Here is a 12,310-nt window from a genome sequence, read left to right on the forward strand (position 1 = left end):
GCCATGCAGATTCTCATTACCGGTGGCACCGGCTTCATCGGCCGCCGCCTCTGCGCGCGGCTGCTGGCCGACGGTCACACGCCCATCGTGCTGACCCGCCGGCCCGGCCGCACCCCGCAGCCGGGCATCCACAGCGTCGGCACGCTGGCCGAGGTCGGCCCGGTCCAGGCGGTGGTCAACCTTGCCGGTGAGCCGCTGATGGACGGACGCTGGAGCGAGGCGCGCAAGCAGGCGCTGCATGACTCCCGGATCGGCACCACACAGGCATTGCTGGCCTGGATGGCGGCGCTGCCGGAGCGGCCGCAGGTACTGGTGTCGGGGTCGGCGATCGGCTGGTACGGCCCGCGCGACAGTACGCCGCTGGACGAAACCGCGTCGCCGGGCCACGACTTCGCGGCGATGCTGTGTCGCCAGTGGGAAGCCGAAGCGTTGAAAGCCGAGGCCTTGGGAGTGCGCACCTGCGTGCTGCGGACCGGCATCGTGCTCGAACGCGAGGGCGGGGCGCTGGAGAAAATGCTGCCGCCGTTCCGGATGGGGCTCGGTGGCCCGATGGGCGATGGCCGGCAGTGGATGAGCTGGATCCATCGTGAGGACCTGGTCGGCATGATCCTGTGGCTGCTCGCCAACGGGCGGGCACGGGGGGCCTACAACGGCACCGCGCCGGGCACGGTCACCAACCGCACCTTCGCCACCACGCTGGGCGAGGTCCTGCAGCGTCCCGCGCGGCTGACCACCCCGGCGTTCGCGCTGCGGCTGGCCTTCGGCGAACGGGCCGGCCTGCTGCTGACCGGCCAGAACGTACAGCCCGCGCATGCGCTGGCCGAGGGCTTCACCTTCCAGCATCCGTCGCTCGCAGGCGCACTGAAGGCAATCCTGGGTGCGCCGGACGATTGAGCCGTGCCGCGTCATCGGTCCCCCGCGACCGCTCACCCGCCGTCTGCGGCCGCTGCTCATCTCACCGCCCCCGCCCGCGTCGACCCGCGCCACGCTCTGTACTCACCCAGCAGGAGCCTGCCATGTCGACCGAACGCCACCGCCCCCTCCGCTCCCTCGCTCCGTGGATCGCGCTCGCGCTGACGGCGTGGGCCGTCCTGGCCCCCCCGGTCCACGCAGCGCCCGCGCGCTTCCAGGATCTGCAGGTCGAGGTGATCGGCAGCGGCCGCCCGGTGCTGATGATCCCCGGCCTCAACAGTGGGGCCGAGGTGTGGCGCGATACCTGCGCCGCACTGCAGCCGCAGGTGCAGTGCCATCTGGTGCAGCTGCCCGGTTTTGCCGGAGCGCCGCCGGTGGCCAGCGATGACTTTCTCGTGGCGATGCGCGACCGGCTGCTGGCTTATGCCGCCGCACAGCGGCTGGAGCATCCGGCGGTGATCGGCCACAGCCTGGGCGGTGTGGTGGCCCTGCAGATGGCGATCGAGGCGCCGGACCGGGTCGGGCCATTGGTGATCGTCGATGCCTTGCCCTATCTTGACGCCGTCCGCGATCCGGCCGCGACCCCGGCGCTGCGCAGAGCCGCCGTCGCCCAGGAACGCAGCACCCTGATGGCGGTCGAGGACGCCGCGTACCGCGCCAGCACCGACCGCTTCCTGGCCAGCATGACCCGCTCACCCGAGCACCTGGCCACGCTGCAGCAGTGGGGGCGCGACAGCGACCGGGCCACCACCGCCAATGCGATGTACTCAATGAGCATGACCGACCTGCGCGAGCCGATCGCCGCGATCACCGCGCCGGTGCTGGTGCTCGGTGCGTGGGCGGCCTACCAGCCGTACGGCGCCACGCTCGCGTCCACCCGTGCAACCTTCGCCGGGCAGTACGCACGTCTGCCGTCGGCGCGCATCGAGATGAGCGCCGACGGCTACCACTTCCTGATGTGGGATGATCCGCGCTGGCTGCAGGCACAGGTGCGTCGCTTCCTCGACCTGCCTGCACGCCACTGATCGCCCACGCGGAGAGCTCGACCGGCATGCAGGCAACAGGCGACAACGCGTTCTGGTGGCGCAATGCGGCGGTATGGCTGACCTATCTGGCCGTCAGCACGATGCTCGGCATCGGCTATGTCGGCCAGTGGTCGGGCATGCTGCTGATCTCGGCCAGTGTGGGCGTGGGGCTGTTCCTCGCCAGCGCGGCGATCCGGTTCCATGCGCTGCGCGTCGGCTGGCTGCAGCACGACGCGCTGGCCCTGGGCTGGCGCCTGCTGCTGGCAGTGGTGATCGGCAGCACGCTGGTCCAGGTGGGCACTGCCCTGCTGCTGTTGCCTGCACTGCAGCTGGACTGGGTACGCCTGCCCGGTCAGCGGGCCGATTACCGGCCGTTCGCGCTGTTCGGCTACTGGCTCAACAGCGCGGTGATGCTCGCGGCGTGGTGCGCGCTGTGGGCCGGTCGTCGTGCCCTGCTGCGCGCCCGCGACAGCGAAATGGCGCAGCTGCGGGCAGAGGCCCAGCGGGTCACGCTGGAGCACCAGGCACTGCGCGCCCGGCTCAATCCCCATTTCGTCTTCAATGCACTCAACAACCTGCGTGCGTTGATCCATGAAGATCCGGTGCGCGCGCGCGACATGGTGACCCACCTGTCGGGCACCTTGCGCCACGCACTGACCCACACCGACGCTGGGTGGGTCGCGTTGGCGGAGGAATGGCGGGTGGTCCAGGACTATCTGGCGGTGGAGGCAATCCATTACGAAGCGCGTCTGCGCGTGCGGGTCGATATCGAGACCGCGGCGCTGGCCGCGCGCCTGCCGCCGATGGCGCTGCAGCTGCTGGTGGAAAACGCGATCAAGCACGGCATCGCGGTGACCTGTGGCGGTGGAGATCTGCAGATTGCCGCGCGCCTGGTCGCTGGACAGCTGCACCTGCAGGTACGCAACCCGGTGGGTACCGCTCCGCCCGGTGAAGGACATGGTGTTGGCCTGGCCTACCTGCGTGCGCAGCTGGGCATTGGCGATGGCCAGGCAACATCGGCACAGGGGCGGTTGCAGCTGCTGCGCGAGGGCGATGCCATGCTGGCGCAGCTGGAGGTACGGCAGTGACCGCGCCGTTGCGGGTGCTGGTGGTGGACGATGCGCGGCTGGCGCGGCTGGAACTGCGCACGCTGCTGGCCGGGATCGAGGGCGTGCAGTGGGTGGGCGACGCGGACGACGTACCCGCCGCGCGCGAGGCGATCGCCCGGCTGCATCCGGACCTGGTGCTGCTGGACGTGCAGATGCCGACCGGCAGCGGGTTCGATGTCCTGGAGGGCATCGAGGCCCTTCCTCTGGTGGTGTTCGTCACCGCGTACGACCACTACGCGGTGCGGGCGTTCGAGCGTGATGCGCTGGACTACCTGGTCAAACCGGTCGACGCGACGCGGCTGCAGTCCGCCGTGGCGCGGGCGCAGGCACGGCTGGCGCGTGTCGATGCAGCGGCCGCCGCACCCCGCGATCGGCTGGGTGTGGACGACCAGGTCTTCCTGCGCGACGGCGAGCGCTGCTGGTTCGTGGCCCTGGGCGAGATCCGCCGGATCGTGGTGGACGGCAACTACGCGCGCCTCTGGTTCCGCGACCAGAACGCCGTGCTGGCGCGCAGCCTCACCACGCTGGAAGCACGCATGGACCCGGCGCTGTTCTTCCGCGCCAATCGCACTACGCTGGTCAACCTGAGGCGCATCCGCGCGGTGGAGCCCAGCATCGGCGATGGCTACGATCTGGTGCTCGACGACGGCAGCCAGGTCGAGGTATCGCGCCGGCAGGCGCGCGAACTGCGTGAGCGGATGGCACTGTAGGGGAGGGCGTCGCGCTAACCTAAGCGCAGTTTCTCCGCCGAACACATCATGTCCATCGTCCTTACCGAATTCGCCCGACCCCGCCTGTTCCCGCGCGTGCCGCGGGCCAACACCATCCAGGACTGCAGCGCCGAGCAGTTCCAGGCGCACCTCAACGCGCATGCGCCACTGAAGGTGCTGGACGGCTATGCGCCGTTCTGCAAGCTGCATGTGTACGAGAACTGGACCAGTACGCGCTGTCTCACGGTGCCGATCACCGACGCCAACCGCCACCAGCTGCACAGCGCCTACGAGGCACGCAACCGCGACGAACTGCCGGTGCTGGTGCGCTGGTTCGAGGGCGTGGAATCGCCCCGCGCCAACTACCTGGTGGTGATCCTGTACAGCGCCGCGCAACTGGCCAGGGAAGGGTCGCCCATCGACGCGGACTGGGGCATCGTCGGCTGCATCTACACCGCCGAGCCGGAGGAGGTGCCGATGGCGCCGATCACCATGATGCGCAATGCGCTGGGGGTGGAAGAGGGCGGCTCGGGCGTGCCGCTGGACCGGGAGGCCTATGCACGCGCGGTGGCATTCTGGGACTGCAATGCCAACTGGCGTCCATGAGCTGCCGGGTGTGAAGCAGTGCCTGTCGCCGGGCTGGCTATCATGGCGACAGGCACAGACAGGGAGCGCAGACAATGCAGGCACGGATGACGGGCGCGATCGCGCTGGGAGCAATGGCCGTGGCGATGTGCGTGCCGGTGCAGGCAGCCGGCGTCAACCGCAGTGGCCCGTGCGGCGGATTGACGGACCTGGCGCCCATCCAGGACGCCCAGGTGAACCGCCTGGTCGCGCAGCCGCAGGCCGGGCAGTGTGTCATCCGCATCGAGGCGGACACGGCATCCGCCCTGGAACGCCAGCAACGCATGCTCGAGGCGATCGCACAGATCGCCTGCAAGGGCGCAATGACGCTGAAGCCGGACCCGCAGGTCGGGCTGGCAGCAGAGGCGACGCTGCCGGCGCGCTGCGCACTGCCTGCCGGCAAGCCGCTGTTGCCGACGGGAGAGCGGTTCTGGGGCCGGCTGCACAACATGTCCTTCCGCTATCCGGCGCAGGCGCAGCGCGATGGACTGCAGGGCCGGACCGTGCTCAGAACACTTGTCGATGGCACCGGACGGGTGAGGGCGGCCGTGCTGGCGACGTCCAGCGGCCATGAGGTTCTCGATGAGGCGGCGGTGGCGCAGACGGCGCCCTGGCGGTTCGAACCGACCCGGCCCGGTCTCGCGGCGCCGGGCATGAGCGTGATGCCCGGTACCGTGACCTACAACCTGGAGTAGCGCCCGCCTACGCAGGTGGACGTGGGGTCCATTCCCACCACGGCGCGTGGTACTCGCGGTCGGTGCAGCGCCATCCCCGCCCGCATACAGTGCAGGTGGCGTCCAGCGTATCGCCCCAGCCGCCGTCGGCCACGCCGGTGGCGAGGGGCAGCACGTGGCCGCTGGCGACTTCGCGGCCGGGCTGATAATGCATCCAGTGCGGATACAGCTGGCACAGGCATCCACTGCCGTCACGCCAGTGGCGCAGCTTGCGCAGCACGAAGTCCAGTTCGTAGTGTTCGCGGATCCACCTGGGGTCTATGGTGTAGCGCGCCCGGGCGGCCTCCACGTAGGGCAACTGTGCAACCAGGTCGTCCAGCACACCCGCATCGCGGGTGAGGGCGACGGTGGCGGCCGCCGTGCGCAACCGGCCGTAATCGCCACTGCCCAGCGCCTGCAGCAGGGCAGTGCCTGGGCGACCTTCCTGCAGCGTCGGCAGGGACGCCCCCATCAGGCGCTCGAACAGGCGTCCGATCATGCCGATCTGCCGATCGGTGCATACGCGCCGTGGGTGAGCTGCAGCAGGTCCGCCGGGGCCAGGGCCACTTCCAGTCCACGGCGTCCGGCGCTGACGTGCACGGTGGGCAGCGCCGCCGCGCTGGCGTCCACGAAGCTGCGCAGCCGCTTCTTCTGCCCCAGCGGGCTGATCCCGCCCACCAGATAGCCAGTGGCGCGCTGCGCCTCGTCGACCTTGGCCATCCCGCACTTGCGGCAACCGGCTGCCTCGGCCAGCGCCTTCAGATCGAGCGTGCCGCTGACAGGCACGATCGCCACCAGCAGTTCGTGTGTGTCGGTACTGGCGAGCAGGGTCTTGAACACCTGGGCGGGGTCCAGCCCGAGCTGCTGTACCGCTTCGCCACCGTAGGAGTCGGCCGTGGGGTCATGCGTGTAGGACAGCACGCGGTGGGCGATGCCAAGCTTCTTGAGCAGGTTGATGGCCGGGGTCATGGAGACATGCTAGCGCAGGGCAGATCCGCCGATTTGACTCAGAGTATCGTGAGCCCTCATCAGCTTCTCCATTTTACGCCGCCAGCTGATTGTTAGCGCGTGCTGCCGCCTTCGCGCGTCAATATATTGACGGTATGTGGACACCATTTTCTAGCCGAGAGCTACATAGAGGATGTTGACATGCGTCGCATGTCTATAAGATCCTTCGCATCAAGAACTAGGTGAAGGGTGAATCGGCAAAGTAGTAAAGGGCGGTTTACTAAGTTATCCCGCTGTGGGGGGTTAACCCCCAAAACGTTTAGAGCGCGTCGCGGCCATCCGTCCTCGGATCGATGACCGATGAGCGAATCTGGCGACATAGACCGTCTTCCGACAAGAAGACGGGGTTGGTTGTGAGGGGATGGCTTGCGGTTACCCCGTTAAGCATGGATTTGTAGTTGACGTCGACAGCACCGCTGTTCAGTTGAATTTTTCTTCTGAATAAGTGCCTCAACTACGGAGCTTTACCATGTCTAATAATATTTTTACTAGTTCCAATCGCAAGCTGCTCGGTTTGGTTAAAAAAATTCGTCGCGCTACTGATTTTCTCTATTGGGCTTACAAGGTCAATAGGATCTCAGCAATGTTCTGCGAAATCTTCACTGACTTGAGCTAACCCTCGCTTCCTCTATTTATTGATTTCCAGTCTTGTTTTTTGTCTTCGTCGCAGGGATTTTCGGTGGCAGGTAGAGCAGTCGAGAAAAGGTATGCGGCAAATTCTTCGCCGCTCTTTGGGCTGTCATCCAAGAAGAAGCTCGCTGAACTCTTGAAGATTGAGCTTGCCGATCTGAAGTTTCTCTCGAGGTTCGGTGAGGATAACTTCAAAATTTGGTCGACCAGGCAAAAGCGAGTTGATGAGATTGCCGGATTTCCTGCCCGTAAATCGCGGGTCGTGCAGCAGCCAAAAGTCGTCCTGTCTGTCATTCATCGACGTATTGCTGAACTTTTGGCGCGAATTGAGCGTCCACTTTATTTGCATTCCGCGACGAAGGGTTGTTCATATCTAACGAATGCGCTGGTGCATGCTTGGGATGCGCCTGGCTGCAAAGTGGACATCAAAGATTTCTATCCAAGTGTCAAGAGATCGATGATCAAGTCCTTCTTTGAGAAGAGACTGATGTGTTCCCATGATCTTGCATCGTTCATTGCAGACATATGTACATATAAGGGCGTGCTTCCGACCGGCTCTGCTGTAAGTCCTATCCTTTCGTTCTTTGCTTGTCAGGAGATGTTCGAGCGGATCGAGCTATTTGCAGTGGCACGCGGGCTACGTTTTTCGCTTTATGTCGACGACATGTTCTTTTCTGGGGAGCACGCTGATCATCGGGCGGCGGAGAGTGTTGTGAAAATGCTCGCCAGGCACGGATTTAAAGGCCATAAAGTAGTTTGCTTTGCTGCTGGAGAAGTGAAGCTGATCACTGGAGTCGCAGTCAGTGAGGCTGGTACCTCCATTCCTTTTGTTCGTCAGAACAAGATGCGGATTTTTAGTAGGGCGTTGCGTCGCGAGACGAATCGAGAGCGCGCGATTCTCTTGGCACAGGCGCTTGTTGGCCAGTTTCGTGAGGCTGAGCGCTTGCAGCCTGGCACGAAGGAACGAGCAATCAGTATCGAGCGGCGTCTGGTAGCACTAAAGACCGGATCTGCCTATGAATCAGTTCTTGTAAGACGTCGAAGGCGGAGTAGATCTCGTGCGAAGGTGCTCACTTCAAAGCTCCTTCGGGCGATTTCTCTCATGCGGGCGTCGTCTGCTGCGGCGAGGGCCTGAGCTTTCTCGGCAGCGGAAAAGAATAATGGGCGCCCGAAGGCGCCCATTGCTTCTTTCAAAGCCTATGTTGATCCAGCCCGATCAGTAGCGGTAATGATCCGGCTTGAACGGACCTTCCACCGGCACGCCGATGTAGTCGGCCTGTTCCTGGGTGAGGGTGGTCAGCTTCACGCCGATCTTCTCCAGGTGCAGGCGGGCCACTTCTTCGTCCAGGTGCTTGGGCAGCAGGTACACCTTCTTCTCGTAGCGGTCCTTGTTCGCCCACAGGTCGATCTGGGCGAGGGTCTGGTTGGCGAACGAGTTGGACATCACAAAGCTCGGGTGGCCGGTGGCGCAGCCCAGGTTCACCAGGCGGCCCTCAGCCAGCAGGAAGATCGCGTTGCCGTTGGGGAACACGTACTTGTCCACCTGCGGCTTGATGTTGATCTGCTGCACGCCCGGGTAGCTGACCAGCGCGTCGACCTGGATCTCGTTGTCGAAGTGGCCGATGTTGCAGACGATGGCCTGGTCCTTCATCGCGCTCAGGTGCTCGATGCGGATGATGTCCTTGTTGCCGGTCGTGGTGACGTACAGATCGGCACGGCCCAGGGTGGATTCGATGGTGTTGACCTCGAAGCCTTCCATCGCGGCCTGCAGGGCGCAGATCGGATCGATCTCGGTGACCACCACGCGGGCGCCGTAGGCGCGCAGCGAGGCGGCACAGCCCTTGCCCACGTCGCCGTAGCCGCACACCACGGCGACCTTGCCGGCCAGCATCACGTCCATCGCGCGCTTGAGCCCGTCGGCCAGCGACTCGCGGCAGCCGTACAGATTGTCGAACTTGCTCTTGGTGACCGAGTCGTTGACGTTGATCGCCGGGATCAGCAGGGTGCCGGCCTGGGCCAGCTGGTACAGGCGGTGCACGCCGGTGGTGGTCTCTTCGGAGACGCCCTTCCAGTCCTTGACCACACGGCCCCAGTAACCCGGGCGCTCCTTGGCCACGCGCTTGAGCAGGTTCTTGATGACCTGTTCTTCGTGCGAGGCGGCCTTCTCGTCGACCCAGGTGCTGCCGTTTTCGAGTTCATACCCCTTGTGGATCAGCAGGGTGACGTCGCCGCCGTCGTCCACCACCAGCTCCGGGCCGGTCAGGGTGCCGTCGGGCAGGGTGAAGGTCAGCGCGTCCAGGGTGCAGTCCCAGTACTCTTCCAGCGACTCGCCCTTCCAGGCGAACACCGGCGTGCCGGACTTGGCGATCGCCGCGGCGGCATGGTCCTGGGTGGAGAAGATGTTGCACGAGGCCCAGCGCACGTCGGCGCCGATGTCCTTCAGCGTTTCGATCAGCACGGCGGTCTGGATGGTCATGTGCAGCGAGCCGGTCACGCGCACGCCCTTCAGCGGCAGGGTGGCGGCGTGCTTGCGGCGGATCGACATCAGGCCCGGCATTTCGTGCTCGGCGATATCCAGTTCCTTGCGGCCCCAATCGGCCAGCGAGATATCGGCGACCTTGTAGTCGCCTTCGGTCGAGAAGGTCTTGGCAACAACGTTCATTCGTAAGCTCCGGTAGTTGCGGGTCCGAGGGGACTCGCATTCGCCGGGCGCCGTTGGAACCAATCCTGGCCACCGAGCCTGGCCGGCCGGACAGGGTCCGGAACGGTCGCAGCGCCCCTCGGTGGAGGGTCGCCCATTATATCGCGGCAGGGGCGGTCGGCATGAATCGGTCCCGGCCCCCAACCATCGGCAGGGGGGCGATCGGCGCGCGGCTGTTAAGGTCCAAGGTTTGCACCAACATAGGGATCGAAGATGACACGCAATGATCGCCAGCGCCGCGCGCGCTGGGGCAGCCTGATCGTGGGCATGGCACTGCTTGCGGTGGCCCCGTTGGGTCTGGCCGCGCCCGCTGCCCAGACCCACACCCAGCAGGTGGCGGCCGCCAAGGGCGAGCAGGGCTACGAGCTGCCGTCGGCCGCCCTGCAGGCCGTGGTGGACGCACCGCGTGCGCCGACCCTGAGCCTGTCGCCGCGCCGCGACATCGCGGCCATGCTGCAGACCCCGCCGCTGCCCTCGATCAGCGTTGTCGCCCAGCCCGAACTGAAGCTGGCCGGCCTGCGCATCAACCCGGCCACGCATTCGTCCAGCCGCTTCAGCTTCGGCGACAAGCTGTGGCTGCTGAACGTGGCCGATGGCAGGGAGCGCCAGATCAGCGGCCTGCCGCAGCCGTTGTCGATCGCCACGCTGGCGTGGTCGCCGGACCAGAAGTACCTGGCGTTCAACCAGGTGCACGCCCCCACCGGTGCCAATGAACTGTGGATCGTGGATGTCGCGGCCGGGTCGGCGCGACGCCTGCTTGCCGATCTCAACACGGTGATGGGCGATGGTTACAGCTGGCTGCCCGACAGCCGCGGCCTGCTGGTGATGCAGCAGCTCAAGGGCCAGGGCCCCGCACCGGCCGCCGGCAGCATCCCGACCGGCCCGGCGATCCAGCAGACCGATGCGGATGCGGGCGTGCGCTCGATCCGTACCTACCAGGACCTGCTGAAGAACGAGGCCGATGCGCGCCTGTTCGATTACTACGCCAGCGCGCAGCCGGCACGCGTGGCCCTCAACGGCGAGGCCGCACCGCTGTCCACCGCCGGGGTGTACCTGGATGTGAGCGTGTCGCCGGATGGGCGTCACCTGCTCGCCGAGCGCGTGCTGCGCCCGTACTCCTATCTGGTGCCGGCCGACGATTTCGCCCGCCGCATCGAAGTGCTGTCCGCGCAGGACGGCTCGCTGCAGCACACCGTCAGCACCCTGCCGCTGGTGGAAGGCCTGCCGACCGGCAACGACGCCGTGCCGACCGGTGTGCGCAGCATCAGCTGGCGCGCCGACGCACCGGCCACCCTGGTCTGGGCCGAGGCCCAGGACGGCGGCGATCCGGCTCGCGAGGCCAAGGTGCGCGACGCGGTGCTGATGCAGGCCGCGCCGTTCGACAGGCCGCCGGTCACCGTGGCGCAGCTGGGCAGCCGCTATGCCGGCATCCAGTGGGGCCGTGGTGATCTGGCGCTGCTCAATGAATCGTGGTGGAAGAGCCGCGAGGTGAAGCAGTGGCGGATCGCGCCGGACCAGCCGGACAAGGCGCCGGAACTGCTGTCGGCCCGGTCTTCGCAGGACCGCTACAACGACCCGGGTCGCCCGGCGATGGTGCGCGACGTCAACGGGCGCGCGCGCCTGCAGGTCAGTGCCGATGGCCGCAGCATCTTCCTGATCGGGCAGGGCGCATCGCCGGAAGGCGACCGTCCGTTCGTTGATCGTCTGGACCTGGAGAGCCGGCAGACCACCCGTCTGTTCCACTCGCAGGCGCCGTCCTATGCGTTGCCGCAGGCGCTGCTCGACCAGGAAGGCACCTCGCTGCTGCTGACCCGCGAATCGCCTGACGAGCCGTCCAACTTCTACGTGCAGTCGCTGTCCGATGCCAGCGCCGCGCCGCGCGCGTTGACCCGCTTCCAGCACCCGCTGCCGCAGCTGCGTGGGGTGAGCAAGGAGCAGATCCGCTACAAGCGCAACGATGGCGTGGACCTTACCGCGACGCTGATGCTGCCGCCGGGCTACAACGCGAAGAAGGACGGCCCGCTGCCCTTGCTGATGTGGGCCTACCCGGGCGAGTTCAAAACCGCTGCGGCTGCCAGCCAGGTCACCGATTCGCCGTATCGCTTCAACGCGATCAGCTACTGGGGCCCGCAGGCGTTCCTGGCCAAGGGCTATGCGGTGCTGGTCAGCCCGTCGATGCCGATCATCGGCGAAGGTGACAAGGAACCCAACGACACCTACCTGCCGCAGCTGATCGCCAACGCCGAAGCAGCGGTGGATGAAGTGGTGCGCCGTGGCGTGACCGATCGCGATCACATCGCCATCGGCGGCCATTCCTACGGCGCGTTCATGACCGCCAACCTGCTCGCGCACACGCGCCTGTTCAAGGCCGGCATCGCCCGCAGTGGCGCCTACAACCGCACGCTGACCCCGTTCGGTTTCCAGGCCGAGGAGCGCAACTACTGGCAGGCGCAGGACGTCTACCAGAAGATGTCGCCGTTCAACTACGCCGACAGGATCAAGGACCCGATCCTCTTCATCCACGGCGTTGACGACAACAACTCCGGCACGTTCCCGATCCAGAGCGAGCGCATGTTCGCTGCGGTGAAGGGCCTGGGCGGCGACGCACGGCTGGTGATGCTGCCGAACGAATCGCATGCCTACCGCGCGCGCGAATCGGTCATGACCATGCTGGCCGAGAGCGAGCGTTGGCTGGAAAAGACCATCGGGCCGGGCAAGCCGATCAAGAAGAAGCGCTGACGCCACGGGCAACGGCCGCCGGCCGGTATGGAGCCCGAGGGCAACGTACCGGCCGGCGAATGAAACACAGGATCACGGGAGGTGCCGGCCGCTGGCCGGCACTACCAGATGAAACCATTGTTCTGCGGTAGGCTGGATC

The 12,310-nt window shown here is 66.0% G+C and carries 11 protein-coding genes and 1 riboswitch; of the genes, 8 read left to right on the plus strand and 3 right to left on the minus strand.

The genetic code is table 11. The features are described from left to right. The first annotated feature begins 3 nt into the window (after window positions 1-3). The 6 genes from OC534_RS15215 (at window position 4) to OC534_RS15240 (ending at window position 5,075) form a co-directional block, all read left to right on the plus strand. Window positions 4-894, plus strand: a complete 891-nt coding sequence (locus OC534_RS15215; protein WP_262072093.1) for a TIGR01777 family oxidoreductase — start codon at window positions 4-6, stop codon at window positions 892-894. Window positions 895-1,016: 122 nt separating this feature from the next. After that, the gene (locus OC534_RS15220) at window positions 1,017-1,937 is read left to right on the plus strand and encodes an alpha/beta hydrolase (RefSeq protein WP_262072094.1); all 921 of its coding nucleotides are present in this window, start codon (window positions 1,017-1,019) and stop codon (window positions 1,935-1,937) included. Between the two features lie 26 nt (window positions 1,938-1,963). Further along, a complete protein-coding gene (locus tag OC534_RS15225; RefSeq protein ID WP_262072095.1) occupies window positions 1,964-3,025 on the plus strand; it encodes a histidine kinase in 1,062 nt (353 codons plus the stop codon). Then, entirely contained in the window at window positions 3,022-3,756 is a 735-nt protein-coding gene (locus tag OC534_RS15230) for a LytTR family DNA-binding domain-containing protein (protein ID WP_017355280.1), read from the plus strand. The genes OC534_RS15225 and OC534_RS15230 overlap by 4 nt, the downstream gene beginning before the upstream one ends. Window positions 3,757-3,804: 48 nt before the next feature. After that, window positions 3,805-4,362 (plus strand): DUF3228 family protein, encoded by a 558-nt coding sequence (locus OC534_RS15235; RefSeq protein ID WP_017355279.1) that lies wholly within the window; start codon window positions 3,805-3,807, stop codon window positions 4,360-4,362. Window positions 4,363-4,448: 86 nt separating this feature from the next. Next, window positions 4,449-5,075: a TonB family protein gene (locus OC534_RS15240; protein ID WP_166472618.1), complete on the plus strand. Its 627-nt coding sequence runs from the start codon at window positions 4,449-4,451 to the stop codon at window positions 5,073-5,075. A 7-nt stretch (window positions 5,076-5,082) separates the two neighbouring features. On the opposite strand, the gene OC534_RS15245 is transcribed toward OC534_RS15240, so the two are convergent. Together OC534_RS15245 and ybaK are read right to left on the minus strand one after the other, a co-directional pair. Then, on the minus strand, window positions 5,083-5,592 hold the full coding sequence (locus OC534_RS15245) for a hypothetical protein (RefSeq protein WP_262072096.1): 510 nt from the start codon (window positions 5,590-5,592) through the stop codon (window positions 5,083-5,085). Next, complete coding sequence (gene ybaK, locus OC534_RS15250; protein ID WP_017355276.1) at window positions 5,589-6,062, minus strand: Cys-tRNA(Pro) deacylase; 474 nt, start codon at window positions 6,060-6,062, stop codon at window positions 5,589-5,591. Before ybaK ends, OC534_RS15245 begins: the two co-directional genes overlap by 4 nt. An 805-nt stretch (window positions 6,063-6,867) precedes the next feature. On the opposite strand from ybaK, the gene OC534_RS15255 reads away from it, so the two are divergent. Beyond that, window positions 6,868-7,866, plus strand: a complete 999-nt coding sequence (locus OC534_RS15255) for a reverse transcriptase family protein (protein ID WP_262072097.1) — start codon at window positions 6,868-6,870, stop codon at window positions 7,864-7,866. Between the two features lie 81 nt (window positions 7,867-7,947). On the opposite strand, the gene ahcY is transcribed toward OC534_RS15255, so the two are convergent. Continuing rightward, window positions 7,948-9,393, minus strand: coding sequence for an adenosylhomocysteinase (gene ahcY / locus OC534_RS15260; protein ID WP_262072098.1), 1,446 nt, complete (start codon window positions 9,391-9,393; stop codon window positions 7,948-7,950). A 38-nt stretch (window positions 9,394-9,431) separates the two neighbouring features. After that, a riboswitch (S-adenosyl-L-homocysteine riboswitch) is annotated at window positions 9,432-9,519 on the minus strand. Window positions 9,520-9,645: 126 nt separating this feature from the next. Between ahcY and OC534_RS15265 the strand changes: the two genes are divergently transcribed. Then, window positions 9,646-12,171, plus strand: a complete 2,526-nt coding sequence (locus OC534_RS15265; RefSeq protein ID WP_262072099.1) for a prolyl oligopeptidase family serine peptidase — start codon at window positions 9,646-9,648, stop codon at window positions 12,169-12,171. Window positions 12,172-12,310 lie beyond the last annotated feature (139 nt).

This window comes from Stenotrophomonas sp. Marseille-Q5258 (genome assembly GCF_946900935.1).
GTDB lineage: Bacteria > Pseudomonadota > Gammaproteobacteria > Xanthomonadales > Xanthomonadaceae > Stenotrophomonas > Stenotrophomonas nematodicola.

What these genes read in the sequence shown, in the direction of transcription:
- OC534_RS15215 (WP_262072093.1), top strand. Translation starts at nt 4, where the DNA reads ATGCAGATTCTCATTACCGGTGGCACCGGCTTCATCGGCCGCCGCCTC.
- OC534_RS15220 (WP_262072094.1), top strand. Translation starts at nt 1,017, where the DNA reads ATGTCGACCGAACGCCACCGCCCCCTCCGCTCCCTCGCTCCGTGGATC.
- OC534_RS15225 (WP_262072095.1), top strand. Translation starts at nt 1,964, where the DNA reads ATGCAGGCAACAGGCGACAACGCGTTCTGGTGGCGCAATGCGGCGGTA.
- OC534_RS15235 (WP_017355279.1), top strand. Translation starts at nt 3,805, where the DNA reads ATGTCCATCGTCCTTACCGAATTCGCCCGACCCCGCCTGTTCCCGCGC.
- OC534_RS15240 (WP_166472618.1), top strand. Translation starts at nt 4,449, where the DNA reads ATGACGGGCGCGATCGCGCTGGGAGCAATGGCCGTGGCGATGTGCGTG.
- OC534_RS15245 (WP_262072096.1), bottom strand. Translation starts at nt 5,592, where the DNA reads ATGATCGGACGCCTGTTCGAGCGCCTGATGGGGGCGTCCCTGCCGACG.
- ybaK (WP_017355276.1), bottom strand. Translation starts at nt 6,062, where the DNA reads ATGACCCCGGCCATCAACCTGCTCAAGAAGCTTGGCATCGCCCACCGC.
- ahcY (WP_262072098.1), bottom strand. Translation starts at nt 9,393, where the DNA reads ATGAACGTTGTTGCCAAGACCTTCTCGACCGAAGGCGACTACAAGGTC.
- OC534_RS15265 (WP_262072099.1), top strand. Translation starts at nt 9,646, where the DNA reads ATGACACGCAATGATCGCCAGCGCCGCGCGCGCTGGGGCAGCCTGATC.